Origin of the sequence: Amycolatopsis sp. DSM 110486 (assembly GCF_019468465.1) — a bacterium.
Lineage (GTDB): Bacteria > Actinomycetota > Actinomycetes > Mycobacteriales > Pseudonocardiaceae > Amycolatopsis.
On record NZ_CP080519.1, the window covers coordinates 4,176,216 to 4,193,242 of the forward strand.

A 17,027-nucleotide genomic window follows, 5' to 3' on the forward strand; every position below is an offset into this window, starting at 1 on the left:
CCCCACCCGCCTGCTGGTTCGAAGGAGAACTCCCATGTCCCAGACCATCGTCATCACCGGTGCTTCCAGCGGCTTCGGCGCCCTCACCGCCCGCGCGCTGGCCGAGGGGGGCCACACCGTCTACGCCGGCATGCGCGAGACGGCCGGCCGCAACGCCCCGCAGGTCCAGGCCGTCGCCGACTACTCGAAGGAGCACGATGTCGACCTGCGTGCCATCGAGCTGGACGTGAACTCGCAGGACTCCATCGACGCGGCTGTCGCACGGATCGAGGCCGACAGAGGCACCATCGACGTGCTGATCCACAACGCCGGTCACATGGTCACCGGCCCGGCCGAGGCCTTCACGCCGGAACAGCTCGCGGAACTCTACGACGTGAACGTGCTCAGCACCCAGCGCGTGAACCGCGCCGTGCTGCCCGGCATGCGCCGCCGTGGCGAGGGCCTGGTCGTGTGGGTCTCCAGCTCCAGCGTCAAGGGCGGCACCCCGCCGTACCTCGCGCCGTACTTCGCCGCGAAGGCCGGCATGGACGCCCTCGCCGTCAGCTACTCGACCGAGCTGACCCGGTGGGGCATCGAGACGTCGATCGTGGTCCCCGGCGCCTTCACCTCGGGCACCAACCACTTCGCCCACTCGGGCCGCCCGGCCGACGACGCCGTGGTCGCCGACTACGAGACCAAGTACGCCGGCCTGATGGAGCAGGTCTCGGGCAAGCTCGCCGCCCTGGAGCCGGCCGACGCCGACGTCTCTTCGGTCGCCGCCGAGATCGCCCGCATCGTCGCCATGCCCCGCGGCGAACGTCCGTACCGCGTGATCATCGACCCGTCCGACGACGGTTCGGCCGAGGTCTCGGCGGTCGCCGACCGCATCCACCGCGAGTTCTACGAGCGCATCGACCTGGCGGATCTGCTCACGATCCGGAAGTGACCGTCCGGAAGGGACCGTGCACAAGGGAGGGAAGCCCCGGCTTCCCTCCCTTCGCCGTACCTACTTCAGCCGGATGACGATCCCCGTCAGTCCGCTCAGGACGCTCGCCACGCCCGCCCGCACGGCCGCCGCCGCCCGTTCCGGGGTGAAGGACCCCGGGTCGTCGCCCGTGGCGGTCATGAGGCCGGCGCCGCGGAAGGTGGCGCCCGGCCAGTTGGCGGCGGTGACGTTGGCGGTCGGTTCCGCGATCTCCGCGCCGAGCACGAGGAACTGCCGGTCGAGGTGGCCGGCGGTGACCACGGTGATCGCGTCGACGAGTTCGCTGCCGGCAGTGATGATGAGGTCCGGGGCGAGGTTCATGGCCTCGACGATGCTGTCGGTGTGGCGGACGGGATCGTCGGCCGTGACGACCTTGAGGCTCACCTGCTCTTGCTCGGCCCAGTCCTTGACCGCGCCGACCAGGGTTTTCGTCTGCGGGTCGTCGCCGGCGGTCAGGAGCACCACGCGGTAGCCCGGCGCCGGGTGCACGGCGTCCCACGAACCCGGCCGCGGGGTGATCGTCGCTTCCGGAGTCGGTGGCGTACTGGTGAATCCCTGACCGAGCACGCCGACGGCGGTGGGCGCGGGGTGTGGTCCCGACCAATCGTCGGTGGCGCCGCACCCGCTCAGGAGCACTGCCGTCAGTGCGCCGACGACCACGAATCGTGAACGCAAGCCGGATCGTCCTTTCGGGCCAGTGGTGCGCGGATCGGTCTCCTTCCTACCCGATCGCCGCCCGTTTCCGGTGCGCCGCTTTCTTCCGTCGGAATCCGGTCGCTGCATGTTCGCCCGCCCTCTGCCGTTTGTTCGCCTGAGCCCAGCAAAGTGCGGGCGAGCAACCGGAAAGAGGAAGTCCATGCCCCGCCCCCTCAGACGCTTCGCCCGCCTGGCAACAGTTTTCGCGTTCGCCGCGCTGACGGTTATTCTCGGTACCACGACCGCGTCCGCGCACGGGTTTTCGTCGGTCGTCTACGCCGACGTCACCTCGCCCGATTCCGGACAGGTGCGAGCGGAGCTGGGGCTCGAATACGACCTGCTGGTCGTCTCCGCCGCCGACTACGAGCACGACGACCCGCTGTTCAAGCAGGGCACTGCGGCGTTCGACGCGAAAGATTCCGCCGCACAGGCGAAGGCGCTCGAAGACCATTCGGCCGCCGTGCTCAAGTATGTGACGGAACGCTTCCACGTGAGCACGGAAAGTCCCTGCACGCCAACGAAAGACGGCGGTTTCCGCATGGAGCAGCGGGAAGGTGTGCCCTACGCGCTGCTCGACCTCGACTACCGCTGCGGCAGCGCCGATGCCCACGAGGTGCGCAGCGCACTGTTCCCTGATGCCGAGGGTTACGTCCGCGACACCAAGACCGTCGTCACCTACGACCTCGACCTGACCTCGGGCAGCGCCGCCCTCGACGCGCACCAGCCGTCGTTCTCCACGCAGCAGTCGTTCGGCGAGCGGTTCTGGGAGTTCTTCCGGCTCGGCGCGGAACACCTGCTCACCGGTCTCGACCACATCCTTTTCCTGCTCGCGCTCATCGCCGGCTCCCGGCGCCTGCGCGAGATCGTGCTGGCGGCGACCACGTTCACGCTGGCCCACTCCGTCACGTTCGTGCTGGCCGCGCTGGGGCTGGTGACGGTGCCGGCCGCGATCATCGAGCCCCTCATCGCCCTCTCGATCGCCGTGGTCGCGGCCTGGCCGCTGTGGCGGCTGTGGCGGCGCAAGGTCAACGGCATCGAGGACGACCTCACCGGCGACGGCCACTTCAGCCTCGACCGCACCGGGTGGACTCGGCTCGCTGTGGTGTTCTGCTTCGGCCTCTGCCACGGCCTCGGGTTCGCTTCAGCCCTGGGTATCGACACCGCGTGGTCTTGGACACTTCTGTGGTCGCTGCTCGTGTTCAACGTCGGTATCGAGACGGTGCAGCTGGCGATCATCGCGATCGTTTTCCCGCTTCTCGTGCTGATCCGCCGCCGCGCGACCTTCGCTCCACAGTGGACGACCGGGGTCATCGCGGCGGCCGTTTCAGTGATGGGGCTCACCTGGTTCGTGGAGCGCATCGCGGCGGGCTGACCACGTAATTCCTGGGTGGGTCACTCGTCCTTCCGGCGAAGTTCACCTAACGCACATCATGGGCGGAAACGCTACCAATCGGTCTTCCCGACCCATTGACCCGAAAGGGAAAGCACATCCGATGAAACCTTCCAGATCCGGGCGGAACCTCGCCTTCGGCATCGCGACGGTGGGCGTGAGCCTCATGCTCGCGTTCGGCAACGGTTCGGCGACTGCCGCCACGTGGACGCCGACCCCGCCGGCCAAGGCGAACACCATCGTCCTCGGTGTCGGCGCCAAGGAATCGCAGCGCGTGTTGTCCTGGTACACCGACACCAACGCCGACCAGACGGTCGAACTGGTGCCGACCAACTGGCTCAACCACGGCAAGTTCCCCACCAACGCCAAGAAGTTCTCGGCGGTCATTGGCAGCAACGCGGTCAACGGTGGGTTCAACGCGCACGTCACGCTCGACGGCTTGCAGCAGAACACGGCGTACTCCTACCGCATCGGCAACGGTGACGGCTGGTCGCCGACGTACTCCTTCAAGACGCAGTCGTTCAAGGGCGACTTCGACTTCCTGTTCTACGGTGACCCGCAGATCGGTTCGTCGGGTGATGTCGCGAAGGACGGGGCCGGCTGGGCCGACACCCTGAACGTGTCGCTGGCCGCCAACCCGAAGGCCGAGCTCCTCGTGTCGGGTGGCGACCAGGTCGAGTCCGCCAACATCGAGGCGGACTGGGACGCGTTCCTCGGCTCGGACAAGCTGCGCCAGTACCCGTGGGCCGCCACCATCGGCAACCACGACGTCGGCGGCAAGGCCTACGAGCAGCACTTCTGGACGCCGAACACCGACCGTTCGACGCCGTTTTACAACGGTTCGCAGAACACGAACTCCGGTGGCGACTACTGGTACACCTACAAGGGTGTGCTGTTCATCGACCTGAACAGCAACGCCTACGCCAACAATGCGGACGAGGCGCACATCGCCTACGTCACCGACGTGATCAAGAAGCACGGCGGCGAGGCCAAGTACACGGTGCTCGTGTACCACCACTCGATCTACTCGCCGGCGGACCACGCCAACGACGGTGACAACCAGCTGCGCCGCCAGGACTTCCCGACGGCGTTCTCCAACCTGGGTGTCGACCTGGTCCTGCAGGGTCACGACCACAGCTACTCGCGCAGCTACGTGATCAAGAACGGCAAGAAGGCCAACCCGGCCGAGCAGCCGAGCGCCACGCAGGTCCAGCAGGGTCCGGGCGGCGTCGTCTACGTGACGGCGAACTCCGCGTCGGGGTCGAAGTACTACGACCTCACCGACCCGGACACCACGAAGGACCCGAACTACGGGGCCGACCCGCTCAACCCGGACAACCACTGGGCCAACTCGGTCGAGAACCAGGAGCACGTGCGCACCTATGTCAAGGTCGAGGTGCGGGACGACAAGCTGATGGTCGAGAACGTCCGCAGTGGCACCTGTGCCGCTCCGAACGCCGCCGTCGAGCGCGGCAACGTCAAGTGGTGCGGTCCGGACGAGGGCGCTTCGCCCGCGGGCAAGGTCGGTTCCCTGGTCGACCAGGTCGTCATCCACCCGTACAAGCCGGGCAACAACAGCGGCCACGGTGACGACGGTCATGGCAATGACGGTCACGGTCACGACGATCACGACGGTCCGCACTGGCTGAGCCAGACCCTCGGCACGCTCGGCTCCACGCTCACCGCGCTGAGCTGACTCGCCTGATCCACCAGGCAGGGGCGGGTGCTCGCCGGCACCGCCCCTGCCGCCCACTCCGTTCTGCCCACCTGCCCGAGGACTGCACATGCGTTCCACGCTCACCCGCGCGCTCGCCGCCGTGCTGCTCGCCGCCGGGTTCGCCGCCACCACGGCGCTGCCGGCCGCCGCGCAGGACACCGCTTCTCAGGACACGGCTTCTCAGGACACCGCGCCCTGGGCCGTCAGCACCGCGGACAACGAGTTCGGTGCCGACCGCGTCAACTACAGCTACACCGCCCAGGCGGGGGAGCAGGTGCACGACGGCCTCAAGGTCGTCAACAACGGCACCGCGCCGCTGGAGCTGGCCGTGTACACAGCGGACGCGTTCACCCGGCCCGACGGGCAGGTCGACCTCCTCGCGCACGACAAGAAGTCGGTCGGCGTCGGCGCGTGGGCGCGCGCGGCGAGCGACCACCTGAAGCTGGGGCCCGGCGAATCGGCCGACGTGCCCTTCACGGTCGCCGTTCCCGCCGGCACCAAGGCCGGTGACTTCCTGGGCGGGATCGTCACGTCGGTGCAGCAGGGCACTGTCGAGCGCCGCCTCGGCATCCGCATCCGCCTGCGCGTGGGCGGTGACCTGGCGCCCGCGCTGTCCGTCGAGGACGCGCACGTCGACTACTCGGGCACGGCGAACCCGTTCGGCACGGGTGACGCCACGCTGTCCTACACCCTGCACAACACCGGCAACGCCATCGCCGCCGCGCGGCAGAGCGCGTCGGTCTCCAGCTTGTTCGGCGCCTGGACCACCCCGGCCGCCGCGATTCCGGACTCGCCGCAGCTACTGCGGGGGGAGACGTGGCAGGTTTCGGTGCCCGTCCACGGTGTGGTTCCGGGGGTGCGCGTGGCCGCCGACGTCTCGATCACGCCGCTGCTCCCGGACGCGTCCGGCTCCGTCGCGCCGCTCGCCGTGGTGACGGGCTCGGCCGGTGGCTGGGCGGTTCCGTGGACGTTGCTGGTCGTGCTGGTTTTGCTGGTGCTCGTTGTTGTTTTCGTGGTTCGGCGGCTGCGCAAGCGCCGAGTGGGCGACGACGGGAGCCCGGCTGAGCTCCCCTCTGAAACACCCGAAACCGTGACGCCCGACAGTGCTGAATCCAAGAAGGCCGAGTCCGAAACCGCCGAGTCCGAAACCGCTGTGTCCTAAAGGTTCGGGTGCCGCTGCGCCCACGGCGCGACGGCCTCGAACGCCTTCGCCGCCGAGAACACCGCCTCGTCGTGGTACGGCTTGCCGACGATCTGCAGCCCCGTCGGCACCCCCGACGAGCTGACGCCCGACGGCACGGTGAGCACTGGGAGCTGGCTCAGCAGGTTGAACGGGTAGGTCAGCGCCCACGCGAGGTACGCGTCGACCGGTTTTCCGTTGACGGTGAAGGACTTGTCGTCGTTCTGGTGGTTCGCGGCCGGCGCGGGCACGGCTTGGGTCGGGCACACCATCAGGTCGTAGTCCGCGAACACGGCTGACAGCTTCGTCCACATTTCCGTGCGCACGAGCTCCGTCTTCTTCACCCGCACGTGGTCGAGCTGCCGGCCCTGCAGGATGAGGTGGCGCACGAACGGGTCCATTTTGTACTGCCACTGCGGGACGTGGTCCCCGGCGATCGCCGCGAACAGCCCCTGCCAGTGCGTGACCCAGGCGTCGTAGGTGCTTTCGTTCCAGCCGAGATCCACCTGCTCCACCACGGCACCGGCCTCGGCCAGCTTCGCGACGGCTTCCTCCGTTTTCCGCGCTACCTCGGTGTCGACCTCGACGTAACCCAGGTCCGGCGAGTACGCGATCCGCAGGCCCGCCACAGAGCCGGGACCAGCGGGAATCGTCACGCGCTCGCGCAGCGTCGTGATGTCGTCCGGGTGCTGGCCGGAGACCACGTTCTGCGCGAGCGCGACGTCGCCGACCGTCCGGCCGAGCACGCCGACGTGCACGATGGCCTCGAACATCGTGTCCAGCAGCGCCGAGGGGTTGCGTCCGAACGGCGCCTTGTACCCGACGATCCCGCACGACGACGCGGGCATGCGCAGCGAACCACCACCGTCGTCGCCTCCGGCCAGCAGGGCCATGCCGGTCGCGACGGCGACGGACGACCCGCCCGACGAGCCGCCGCTGCTGAAGTCGAGGTTCCACGGGTTGCGGGTGATGCCGTAAAGCGGGCTGTGGCAGTGGCCGGCGTGGGCGAACTCCGGCGTGGTGGTGCGGATGTGCATGATGGCGCCGGCGTCGAACATGCGCTGCATGGCCGGCAGCGTGTGGTCGGCCTCAACGCCTTCGAAGATCTTGGAGCCCCACGACGTCGTCACGCCCTTCACGGGGTGCAGTTCCTTCACGGCGAAGGGAATTCCCTCGAGCGGGCGCGCGGTTCCGTCGCGGTAGCGCTGGTCGGCGTCGGCCGCCTGCTGCCGGGCTTGGTCGTAGAACCGGTTGGTGATCGCGTTGACGTGCGGGTTGACCTCTTCGCAGCGGTCGATCACGGCGGCCATGAGCTCGCTGGGCGCGAGGGTGCGATCCTTGAACCGGCGCAGGGCTTCTTCGGCGGGCAGGTAACAGAGGGACTCGTCAACAGCGGCGGGGCTGCTCATCGCGGTGCCCTTCCTGTTCGGCTGGTGGGCTTGTTCGAAGGTAGGACAACCGGCGCCATGACACAAGGTGTCATATCGTCAACGGTGTGTCATTATGAGACAATGACCGGGTGAGAGGCTGCGAAACGTGAGGACCCTGCGGATGCTGCGCCAGGAACGCGGCTGGACGCTCGACGAGCTCGCCCGCCGGACGGGCCTCACCAAGTCGTATCTGTCCAAAGTGGAGCGAGGGAACAGCACGCCCTCCATCGCCGTGGCGATCGGCCTCGCGGAGGCACTGGGCGTCGACGTCACCCAGCTCTTCGGCGACGCGCAGGACAGCGCCAACCTCGAAGTCCGCCGAGTCGGCACCGCTGCGGATCCGACTGTCCCCGACTCCGGTTCGAGCTTCGTGCACCTCGCCGGCGGCGTGGTCGGCAAGCAGATGCTGCCGTTCCTCATCTACCCGCCGACCACCGAGGTCGAGTGCCTCTACCGCGCCCATTCCGGCGACGAGCTGATCCTGGTCCGCTCCGGCGAGATCGAGATGCGCTTCCCGGACCGCACGGAACGCCTGTCCGCCGGCGACTCGGTGTACTTCCGCGGCGGGATTCCCCACTACGTCAAGTCGATCAGCCCCGAGCCCGCGGAGGTGCTCGTGGTGATCGGGGCGCCGGAGGAGCGAGCGTGACCAAGCGCGCGTTGGCGGTTCGGCACGTGGCTTTCGAGGACCTCGGTCTCCTGTCGCCGCTGCTGCTCGCCCGCGGCTACACCGTCGTCTACCTCGAAGCCGGCGTCGACCCGATCACGCCGGAGTTGCTGTCCGCCCCGGATGTCGTGGTCGTCCTCGGCGGCCCCATCGGCGTCGGCGACACCGCGTTGTACCCGTTCCTGCCGGACGAACTCACCTCGATCGCCACGCGGCTCTCGACCGGCCGCCCCACCCTGGGCATCTGCCTCGGCGCCCAGCTCATCGCCGCGGCCCTCGGCGCCGACGTCACGCCGACCGGCAAGAAGGAAATCGGCTACTCCCCGCTGGGCTTGACGCCCGCCGGCCGCGACTCGGTGCTGTCCCCTTTGGACGGTGTCCCCGTCCTCCACTGGCACGGCGACCAGTTCGCCATCCCGGCCGGCTCGACGACCCTGGCCGAAACCCCGGGCTTTCCCCACCAGGCCTTCAGCCCCGCCCCGGGCACCCTCGCCCTCCAGTTCCACCTCGAAGCCGACCGCACGCGCCTCGAACCCTGGCTCATCGGCCACACCTTCGAACTCACCACCGCCGGCGTCGATCCCCACACCCTCCGCGCCGACGCCGCCACCCACGGCCCAACCCTGGCCCGCGCGGCGCAAACGGTCTTCACGATGTGGCTCGACGAAGCCGAACAGGTGCTCTCCGCGTCCGCTTGAGGTCCGCCCCGATGACCGCCGCCCGTCAGTCGGTGAAGGAGTCGAGGCGAAGCTCCCGGTTGAGCACCGCGCGTGCCACCCCGATCAGCGGCAGGTGCCGGCTGAACGCGTGTGCTCGCAGGCGCAGCAGCGCGTCGGCGAGACTGATCTGGAGCTGCGTCGCGAGCATCCCCGTGGCGATGTGGACGTCGTCGTAGTGCCCCGGAACGTCTTCGCGGGCCCAGTTCGCGACGGGACTGATCGCGCCCGAGCTGTCCGCCAGCAACGCCGTGGTCGACAGGTCGGCCAGCGTCAGCGCGTTCGCCAGCTCTTCGGGCGACAGGGGTCCGGGCCGGTGCCGGTACAGCCCGAGCGTGCCCAGCCGCGCGGCGCCGGTCTGCAGTGGGAACGCGAACGCGGCGGCCGCAGCCGTCTCCGCCGCGCCGTCGGCGAAGCCCGGCCAGCGCCCCTCGCCCGACGTCAGGTCGTCGACGAGCACCGGCTCGCCGGTGGTGAACGCCTCGACCGCGGGCCCGTCGCCGACCGTGTACTGCAGTTCTTCCAGCGATTCGGCCCAGTCGCCGCTGGCCGCGACGAGGTCCTGCGCCCGCCCGGCCGTGCGCACGGAGATCACGGCCGCGTCCGTGTTGACCTCGCCCACGGCCACTTCGCACACCGCACGCACCCATTGCGGCCGCTCACCGGCGTGTTCGATCAACGCGGCGACGAGCTGCCACAGCCGTTCCCGGCGTTGCTCGTCCACGGCTCCAACCTCCGCCCTCGCCACCCGGGTCAGCCCGGCCTGTCCCCATTTTGGCGCACCCCGCCGACCCTCGCCGAGCTCACGGCGTTGCCGAGGTGGCGCTCGGCCGGTTTCAGGAGGACCGTTGGAGGTATGACCGCCCAGGACGGCACAGCGCCGTGCGACACCGCCGCACGAGGGATGCTCGCGCGCGGGCAGTCGCGGTCGGCTCTGCGCGAAGCGGTCGACGCCGACGCGCGCGGTCGCTCCGATCCGGACTGGGACTGACCCGGCCGAAATTGTCAGCGGTCTCTCCCGGAGGCGCTCGGCGCAACCCAATCCGTCACCCAGCTCGCCCGCACGCGTACGACAGGAGACTGGCGGAGTGGATGAGGAGACGAAAATGTCGGAAGAGCTCGACGAGCTCGCCGAGGCCATGCGCGGCCTCACCCGGGCGCTCGAGGACGACCGGCTCGAACCCGTTCTCTTCGAGGTGATCTGCGCCGAAGCCGTGCGCGCGGTTCCCGACGCCGACCTGGCGAGCGTGACCGTGATCCGCTCGGGAAAGGGCGAAACGGCCGCGACCACCGATCCCCGCGCCGAACAGGTCGACGCCGCGCAGTACGCCGCCGGCGAAGGCCCCTGCCTGCAGGCCGCCGAAACCGGCGAGATCGTGCGCCTCTCGCTGCCCGCCGCGGACCGTCGCTGGCCCGAGTTCACCGACGTCGCCGCCGAGCTCGGCATCGGCAGCTACCTCGCGGCCCCCCTGCGCGTCGACGACGAGCTCTCCGGCGCGCTCAACCTCTTCGGCTTCGGCGACCACGGCTTCCGCGAGCTGGACGGCCAGCTGCTCAAGGTCTACGTCACGATGGTCGCCTTCGGCCTGCGCACGCACCACCGCTACCGCGACGCGCGCGCCCGCGCCGAGCAGCTCGAACACGCCATGCAGACGCGCGCCGTGATCGAGCAGGCCAAGGGCATGCTCATGGCCATCCACCGCATCGGCGCGGACGATGCGATGCAGCGCCTCGTCGTCGAATCTCAGACGACCAACACCAAACTCCGCGACATCGCGATGCGCTTCGTGACGACGGTGTCCGACCGCTGACTCACGCCGCCGCGGCGGCCGGCGAAACCGGTGCCACGCGGTCGACCGGACTGTCCAAAGTAGCCAGAAGCCGCAACCGCTCCTCGGAGTCACTTGGGGTTGCTGCCTGGGGTCCTGCCTGGCTCGGCGTGGTGGGTGACGAGGGTCCGGTTCCCGTACCCGGGGGACAGCAGCCTCTTGTGCTCGGCATCAGGCATTGTTCGCACGGCACTCCGACCGCTCGACCACGGACGACGACACCGACCCGTGCGCCGGCTTTGGCCGCGTCACCGCTGGTCGAGGCGATCGGCCGGCCGCTACTTCGAGGACGTCAACCAGGCACCGGTGGTCCCTTCGCGCCCCACCGAGTTCGGTGTCCCCGGCGTCGCCGCGTACGCACTGGACCCGGCCAATTCCGAACACCTGTGGGATCTCGCGACGTCCATCGTGCGGTGACCTGCGACGGGTAGCGTGCCGCTCGTGGAACCCATCGCGATCCCCCTGGGCGGCCCGCGCGAGGAGCGCGCCGACGCGGCCCGCAACCGCGCGCACCTGATCGAGGTCGCGCGGGCGATGGTCGACGAACTCGGCGCCGACAAGGTCACGATGGACGGTCTCGCCGAACGCGCCGGCCTGGGCAAGGGCACCGTCTTCCGCCGCTTCGGCACGCGCGCGGGCATCTTCTTCGCGCTGCTCGACGTGGAGGAGGCAGCGTTCCAGGAGCGGATCCTCAACGGCCCGCCCCCGCTGGGCCCCGGTGCGCCGGCCGTCGAACGCCTCGTCGCCTTCGGGCACGCGCGCATGGAGTTCCTCATCGAACGCACGGCGGTGGCCCGTGCGGCGCTCGATCCGAGCCAGCCGATCCCGGTCGGCTCGAGCCCGTCGCTGTTCCACGTGCAGATGCTGCTGCGCGAGGCCTGCCCCGACGTCCCGGGGATTCGCGCGCTGGCCCTGCAGCTGACGGCCGCGCTGGAAGGCCCGCTCCTGCTGTACTTGCGCGCTCCGGACGGCGCCGCCCCCGCCACGATGCCGCGGGACCTCGCGGCCGGCTGGAAAACCCTGATCGAACGTGTCTGCGGCTGATCTTCGCCGTGGGTGTTGCCGCCGTCACGTCTGCCGACCAAAGCGGGGTATAGTCCGTTTATGGGTCTCAGGTCGAGGCCCCGACACGAAAGGTGCGGACATGCCGCTGACCGGCGAATACGAGCCGAGCCCCTTCGACTTCAGCCGTGACCAGGCGGAGCTGATCGAGAAGTCCGGTGGTCAGGACGGCACGGACAATCAGGGCAAGCCCGTCATCGTGCTGACCTCGGTGGGCGCCAAGACCGGGAAGCTCCGCAAGACCCCGCTGATGCGCGTCGAGCACGACGGCGAGTACGCCGTGGTCGCCTCGCTCGGCGGCGCGCCGAAGAACCCGGTCTGGTACTACAACGTCGTCGCGAACTCCCACGTCGAGCTCCAGGACGGCGCCGTCAAGAAGGACTACGAGGCCCGCGAAGTCCACGACGCCGAGTACGCCACCTGGTTCGACCGCGCCGTCGAGGTGTGGCCCGACTACGCCGACTACCAGACCAAGACCACCCGCAAGATGCCGATCTTCGTTCTCAGCCCGATCGAGGCCTGAGCTCCCTCGACGCCGCGGCGAGGCCCCTGTCCCGGGCCCGCCGCGGCGTTTTGCGTTGGTGGCCGGAACTGCCCGTCGCACGGCACGTTCTGGACCATCGCCCGGGCAGCGGCGGCGGTTGGAACTCACGGGCCGGCGATCAGCGCCGGCCCGTGGAGTGTCTTGGGAGTGCCTTCGATGTCCTCAGCGTTGCCCAGCATCGCGTCCCCCGCTGTCGACCGGAAGCGGTGGTGGGGGCTGATCGTCCTCGCCGTGGCGCAACTGATGTTGTTGCTGGACACCACCGTCGTCAACGTCGCGCTCGCCCCGATCCAGCACGACCTCGCCTTCTCCCACGTCGGGCTTTCCTGGGTGGTCAACGGCTACACGCTCCCGTTCGGCGGCCTCCTGCTGCTGGGCGGGCGGATCGCCGACACGCTCGGGCGGCGCCGCGTGTTCCTGGCCGGGCTCGCGTTGTTCGCGGTGGCGTCGGCGATCGGCGGCGTGGCGGTGACGCCCGCGATGCTGGTCATCAGCCGCGTGCTGCAGGGCGTGGGCGGCGCGCTGGTGGCGCCCGCCGCGTTGTCGCTGGTCACGGTGCTGTTCACCGAACCCGCCGAACGCGCCCGCGCCTTGTCGACGTGGGGCGTGCTGCGCGGCTTGGGCGCCGCGCTCGGTGCGGTGCTGGGCGGGGTGCTGGTCACGTACTTGTCGTGGCGCTGGGTGTTTTTCGTGAACCTGCCGATCGCGGTGGTCGCGTTCGTGTGCGCGCCCGCGTTGGTGCCGGAAAGCCGGAGCCCGCGCCGCGGCCGCCCCGACATCGCGGGCGCCGTGCTCGCGACCGTGGGTCTCACACTGGTCGTCTACGGCCTCCTCGCCTCCGCCGGCCGGTGGGCCGCGGTGGTGGGTGTCGTGCTGGTCCTCGCGTTCGGCTGGTGGCAGTCCAAGGCGAGCAACCCGTTGGTGCCACTGGGTTTCCTGCTGTCGCGCCGCCGCGCGATCGGCAACCTCGTGCTGCTGACGTTCAGCGCGGCCATGGGCGTGCTGTTCTTCACGATGGCGCTGTACCTGCAACAGGTCGCCGGCCTGAACGCCCTGTACTCCGGGTTGTCGTTCCTGCCGATCGGCCCGCTGTTCATGCTCACCGGCTGGCTCACGGCCCGCCTCATCCCGCGCATCGGGCAACGCGCCGTCATGGTGCTCGGCTTGCTGCTGCTCACCGCCGCGTTCGTGATGTTCGCGGGCGTGGACGTCGGCGGTTCCTACGTGCGTGACGTCCTCATCGGGATGCTGCTCTTCCCGCTCGGCGCCGGCTTCGCGGTGATCTCGGGGATGATCGCCAGCGTCGACGGCACCACGGGCGCCGACGCAGGCACGGCCAGCGGCATCAACAACACTTCACAGCAGATCGGCATGGCCCTGGGCCTGGCCACGCTGGTCGCCGTCGGTGACGCGCACACCCGTTCGCTGCTTTCGTCCGGGGCCGACAGCGCTCACGCCGCCGCCGGTGGCTACGCGCTGAGCTTCGCCGTCACCGCCGGCCTGATGGCCTTCACCGCGCTGGTCGCGGCCGTCTTCCTGCCGAAGCCGCGGCTAGCATCGAAACCGACCCTGAACGGAGGTGGCGGGTGAGCCCGTCGAACGGTGCGCGCCGGGTCGTGGTGCTGGCCTACGACGGCGTCCGGCTGCTCGACCTCACCGGGCCGCTGGAAGTCCTCACCACCGCCAACGACTTCGGCGCGCGCTACGACATCACCGTCGTCTCACCCGACGGCCGCCCCGCGGCGACTTCCAACGGCACCGCCCTCGCGGTCGACGGCCGCATCGCCGACGTCACCGGCGCCTGCGACGTCCTCCTCGTCGCCGGCGGCGCGGACTGGGCGTCGACCGTCCTCGAACCGCCCATGGTCGACGCGGTGCGAGACCTCGCTGCCCGGGCGGGCTGCGTCGCGTCCATCTGCGCCGGCGCCTTTCTCCTCGGCGCCGCGGGCCTGCTCGACGGCCGGCGCGCCACCACGCACTGGCGCTTCACCGGCGAGCTCGCCACGCGCTTCCCGACGACGACGGTCGAGCCCGACGCGCTCTTCGTCTGGGACGGCAAGGTTGTGACATCGGCGGGCGTCAGCGCCGGCATCGACCTGACGCTCGCCTTGGTGGAGCGCCAGTTCGGCGCCGACGTCGCGCGCGCCGCGGCGAAGGACATGGTCGTGTTCATGCAGCGCCCGGGCGGGCAGTCGCAGTTCAGCGTCCGCACGAGCACCACCCACCCGCGGCACGAGCCGCTGCGCAAACTCCTCGACACCATCACCGCCAACCCCGCGGCGTCCCACTCGCTGGCCGGCATGGCCCGCACGGCCGGCCTCAGCGTCCGCCACCTCAACCGCCTCTTCCGCGACGAGCTGAACACCACCCCGGCCCGCTACGTCGAACAGGTCCGCGTCGAAGCCGCCAAATCCCGCCTCGAATCTTGCGACGACGCCATCGCCACCATCGCGCGCCAGGTCGGCTTCGGCTCGCCGGCGTCCTTGCGCCGCGCCTTCGCCCGCGAGTTCGGCGTGACCCCCACGGCCTTCCGCGAGCGGTTCAACAGCACCGGTGTCTGAGCTGATCGTTGGGGGCGGTCTTGCCTGATCGTGCCGAGGTCATCACTCACCGGCCCACGGGCTCGTCCTCACCCGCGGGCAGGTCGACCATCCTCCGCAGCGGCGACGCGAGCAGCGGCACCGCGGCGAGCAGCATCCCGCCGCCCGCCACCCACAGCATCGGGCGCAACCCGATGCCGGTCGCGAGCACGCCGGCGAGCAGGCTGCCGATGGGCGCGGCGCCCCAGTAGAGGAAGTTCATCGTGGCGTTCATGCGGCCGAGCAGGTGATCCGGGCACAGCGTCTGCTGGAAGCTCACTTGCACGACGATCACGATGATCACGCACGTGCTCGTGAACAGGCCCGCCACCACGTACCACGCCAGCTGCCACCCGGGCCCGGTCAGCGGGGCCAGGAGGTACGCCAGCCCCTCGACCATCGCGACCGTCACCAGCAACCTCGCCGCGCCCACCTTCCTGCTCAACCGCCTGGCCAGCACCGACCCCAGCAACGCCCCCACCAGACCAAGGCTCCCCAACAGCCCTACTGCCCCGGCGGACAACCCGATCACACGCACCAGGAACAGCGTCGAAATTGCCAGGTACGCGCTGGAGAACAACGCCGACACCATGTTGTTCAGCGCGATCGCCCGCAACACCGGGTGGCGCAGCACCAGTCGCAGCCCCTCCCGCACCTGCGCCCGCAACGTCGCCTCCCGGTGCTCAGGCGCGACGACCTCCCGCACCCGCACGGTCCTCAACCACGCCGCCGACCACAGATAACTGACCGCGTCGACCAGCACGGCGACCGGCGCCGCCAGCCACTGCACCAGCAGCCCACCCAACCCGGGCCCCACCAACGCCGCCGCGGACGTGCTGAACTTCAGCTTCGCGTTTCCCTCGATCAGATCCGCTTTCGCCACCAGCCTCGGCAGAAACGACTGGTGCGCCACATCGAAGAAAACCGTCAACACCCCCGCCACGAAAACCGCCGCGTACACCTGCCAGATCGTCAGCACTCCGAACACCGCGGCCACCGGAATCGACCCCAGCGCCACCGCCCGCCCGAGATCAGCGCCCACCAGCACCGGCCGGTTCCGCACCCGGTCACACCACGCCCCCGCCTGCAGCCCGATGAGCAAGTAGGCCAACGTCTGCAGCGTCCGCAACACCGAAACCTCGAACGTCGAGGCGTGGAGCCAGATCACGACCAGCAGCGAGATCGCCGTGCCACTCACCCTGCTGCCGACTTGGCTGATCGCGTCGGCCAGCCAAAAATGCCGGAAATCGCGATGCCGGAACAGTCCACCCATTTTCTGTTTCGCCCCGCTCGACACCGAATTATTTTACCGGGATCGGGCTACCACGCGCTAGGTTTCCCATGTGGCTATGTCAGTCAGCTCGACCATTCACTCTTCGGAAACCTCAGAAACAAAAATCCGTTGTCGGCAACGTGCTCCACGGAATCGCGGTCGAGGGCAAGGCCGTACCTTTCGGCAAAGAACGGAAGATCCAGCCTCCACACCCAAGTACCATCGGTCAACAGCGACGATCCATCCGAAACGCCGGGTGACACGAGGAGCTATGGGGACCAGTTCTGACGTTGACGAATCGCTCACCCTCGAGCAGATCGAAGGCCGTCGCTGGGGCAACCCGCCGGCCGACGCGACGCGACTGATCAAGACGGTCTACGGGCTACGCACCAAGCCGGTGGGTGCCATGGACGCCGAAGACCTCCGTGTGCTGCTGCTCCAGCAGGAGAGCATCGATGTTCTGGTCCCCGTTGCGCTGACCCACCTGGAGCAGGACCCGCTGGCCGAAGGCGACTTCTATCCCGGCGACCTGCTCACAGCTGTGCTGAAAGTCCCGCAGGCGTACTGGCAGCAGCACCCCGACCAACGTCGCCGCGCGTCAGCGGCGATCGGGACGGTCGAGGCTCTTGGCGACCTCGGCGATCAGGACGCGCCACACGACACCGTCTGGCAGCAGATCAACGCGTTCCGCTCCAGGTAACGCTGCCGGCTCGCGGCGGCACTGAGTCGGTCACGCCCGGACTCCGCAGGCTTCCCCGGTGATCGTCAGTCCCGTATTTCAGGGGCTCTGACCTGCGGAAAGTGGTGGGCCGCCAGGGGCTCGAACCCTGGACCCGAAGATTAAAAGTCTCCTGCTCTGCCAACTGAGCTAGCGGCCCGCGCACTCAGTTTAGCGGGCGCCCGCCGTGTCACCAGCAGGGTGGGCCTTGATCCTCGTCACCTAGTCGGTGGGGGCGGACCCGGTCGGGGATTCCACAATG

18 protein-coding genes and 1 tRNA gene are annotated in these 17,027 nt (G+C 69.3%); 14 read left to right on the forward strand and 5 right to left on the reverse strand.

The features are described 5' to 3' along the window. The first annotated feature begins 34 nt into the window (after positions 1-34). Entirely contained in the window at positions 35-925 is an 891-nt protein-coding gene (locus K1T34_RS20260) for an SDR family oxidoreductase (RefSeq protein WP_220245806.1), read from the forward strand. 60 nt (positions 926-985) lie between these two features. Here the strand turns inward: K1T34_RS20260 and K1T34_RS20265 are convergent, their stop codons facing one another. Then, positions 986-1,639 carry a hypothetical protein gene (locus K1T34_RS20265; RefSeq protein WP_255638605.1) on the reverse strand — a complete coding sequence of 218 codons (654 nt, stop codon included), beginning with the start codon at positions 1,637-1,639 and terminating at the stop codon, positions 986-988. 181 nt (positions 1,640-1,820) lie between these two features. On the opposite strand from K1T34_RS20265, the gene K1T34_RS20270 reads away from it, so the two are divergent. The 3 genes from K1T34_RS20270 to K1T34_RS20280 all read left to right on the forward strand — a co-directional run bounded on the left by K1T34_RS20270 (position 1,821) and on the right by K1T34_RS20280 (position 5,929). After that, positions 1,821-3,032, forward strand: a complete 1,212-nt coding sequence (locus tag K1T34_RS20270) for a HupE/UreJ family protein (protein ID WP_220245807.1) — start codon at positions 1,821-1,823, stop codon at positions 3,030-3,032. A gap of 121 nt (positions 3,033-3,153) precedes the next feature. Further along, positions 3,154-4,746 carry a metallophosphoesterase family protein gene (locus K1T34_RS20275; RefSeq protein ID WP_255638606.1) on the forward strand — a complete coding sequence of 531 codons (1,593 nt, stop codon included), beginning with the start codon at positions 3,154-3,156 and terminating at the stop codon, positions 4,744-4,746. 88 nt (positions 4,747-4,834) lie between these two features. Then, complete coding sequence (locus K1T34_RS20280; RefSeq protein WP_220245808.1) at positions 4,835-5,929, forward strand: WxL protein peptidoglycan domain-containing protein; 1,095 nt, start codon at positions 4,835-4,837, stop codon at positions 5,927-5,929. Here the strand turns inward: K1T34_RS20280 and K1T34_RS20285 are convergent. Further along, positions 5,926-7,356, reverse strand: coding sequence for an amidase (locus K1T34_RS20285; protein ID WP_220245809.1), 1,431 nt, complete (start codon positions 7,354-7,356; stop codon positions 5,926-5,928). The genes K1T34_RS20280 and K1T34_RS20285 overlap by 4 nt on opposite strands. Positions 7,357-7,483: 127 nt before the next feature. On the opposite strand from K1T34_RS20285, the gene K1T34_RS20290 reads away from it, so the two are divergent. Further along, entirely contained in the window at positions 7,484-8,026 is a 543-nt protein-coding gene (locus K1T34_RS20290; protein ID WP_220245810.1) for a helix-turn-helix domain-containing protein, read from the forward strand. After that, the gene (locus K1T34_RS20295) at positions 8,023-8,742 is read left to right on the forward strand and encodes a glutamine amidotransferase (RefSeq protein WP_220245811.1); all 720 of its coding nucleotides are present in this window, start codon (positions 8,023-8,025) and stop codon (positions 8,740-8,742) included. The genes K1T34_RS20290 and K1T34_RS20295 overlap by 4 nt, the downstream gene beginning before the upstream one ends. 25 nt (positions 8,743-8,767) lie before the next feature. Here the strand turns inward: K1T34_RS20295 and K1T34_RS53410 are convergent, their stop codons facing one another. Next, positions 8,768-9,484, reverse strand: a complete 717-nt coding sequence (locus K1T34_RS53410) for a GAF and ANTAR domain-containing protein (RefSeq protein ID WP_255638607.1) — start codon at positions 9,482-9,484, stop codon at positions 8,768-8,770. Between the two features lie 132 nt (positions 9,485-9,616). Here K1T34_RS53410 and K1T34_RS53415 point away from each other — a divergent pair, with 132 nt between their 5' ends. The 7 genes from K1T34_RS53415 (at position 9,617) to K1T34_RS20330 (ending at position 14,756) form a co-directional block, all read left to right on the forward strand. After that, a complete protein-coding gene (locus K1T34_RS53415) occupies positions 9,617-9,751 on the forward strand; it encodes a hypothetical protein (protein WP_255638608.1) in 135 nt (44 codons plus the stop codon). Between the two features lie 115 nt (positions 9,752-9,866). Next, positions 9,867-10,571, forward strand: a complete 705-nt coding sequence (locus K1T34_RS20305) for a GAF and ANTAR domain-containing protein (protein ID WP_220245813.1) — start codon at positions 9,867-9,869, stop codon at positions 10,569-10,571. A 246-nt stretch (positions 10,572-10,817) separates the two neighbouring features. Next, positions 10,818-11,006, forward strand: coding sequence for a hypothetical protein (locus K1T34_RS20310; protein ID WP_220245814.1), 189 nt, complete (start codon positions 10,818-10,820; stop codon positions 11,004-11,006). A 24-nt stretch (positions 11,007-11,030) separates the two neighbouring features. After that, positions 11,031-11,633 carry a TetR/AcrR family transcriptional regulator gene (locus K1T34_RS20315; RefSeq protein ID WP_255638609.1) on the forward strand — a complete coding sequence of 201 codons (603 nt, stop codon included), beginning with the start codon at positions 11,031-11,033 and terminating at the stop codon, positions 11,631-11,633. A gap of 100 nt (positions 11,634-11,733) precedes the next feature. Further along, complete coding sequence (locus tag K1T34_RS20320; protein ID WP_220245815.1) at positions 11,734-12,174, forward strand: nitroreductase family deazaflavin-dependent oxidoreductase; 441 nt, start codon at positions 11,734-11,736, stop codon at positions 12,172-12,174. A 177-nt stretch (positions 12,175-12,351) separates the two neighbouring features. After that, positions 12,352-13,785: an MFS transporter gene (locus tag K1T34_RS20325; RefSeq protein WP_220245816.1), complete on the forward strand. Its 1,434-nt coding sequence runs from the start codon at positions 12,352-12,354 to the stop codon at positions 13,783-13,785. Next, positions 13,782-14,756 carry a GlxA family transcriptional regulator gene (locus K1T34_RS20330; RefSeq protein ID WP_255638610.1) on the forward strand — a complete coding sequence of 325 codons (975 nt, stop codon included), beginning with the start codon at positions 13,782-13,784 and terminating at the stop codon, positions 14,754-14,756. The genes K1T34_RS20325 and K1T34_RS20330 overlap by 4 nt, the downstream gene beginning before the upstream one ends. A gap of 46 nt (positions 14,757-14,802) precedes the next feature. On the opposite strand, the gene K1T34_RS20335 is transcribed toward K1T34_RS20330, so the two are convergent. Further along, a complete protein-coding gene (locus K1T34_RS20335; protein ID WP_255638611.1) occupies positions 14,803-16,071 on the reverse strand; it encodes an MFS transporter in 1,269 nt (422 codons plus the stop codon). A gap of 247 nt (positions 16,072-16,318) precedes the next feature. Here K1T34_RS20335 and K1T34_RS20340 point away from each other — a divergent pair, with 247 nt between their 5' ends. Beyond that, on the forward strand, positions 16,319-16,747 hold the full coding sequence (locus K1T34_RS20340; protein WP_220245817.1) for a contact-dependent growth inhibition system immunity protein: 429 nt from the start codon (positions 16,319-16,321) through the stop codon (positions 16,745-16,747). 102 nt (positions 16,748-16,849) lie between these two features. On the opposite strand, the gene K1T34_RS20345 is transcribed toward K1T34_RS20340, so the two are convergent. Next, positions 16,850-16,925 (reverse strand) — tRNA-Lys (locus K1T34_RS20345). Positions 16,926-17,027 lie beyond the last annotated feature (102 nt).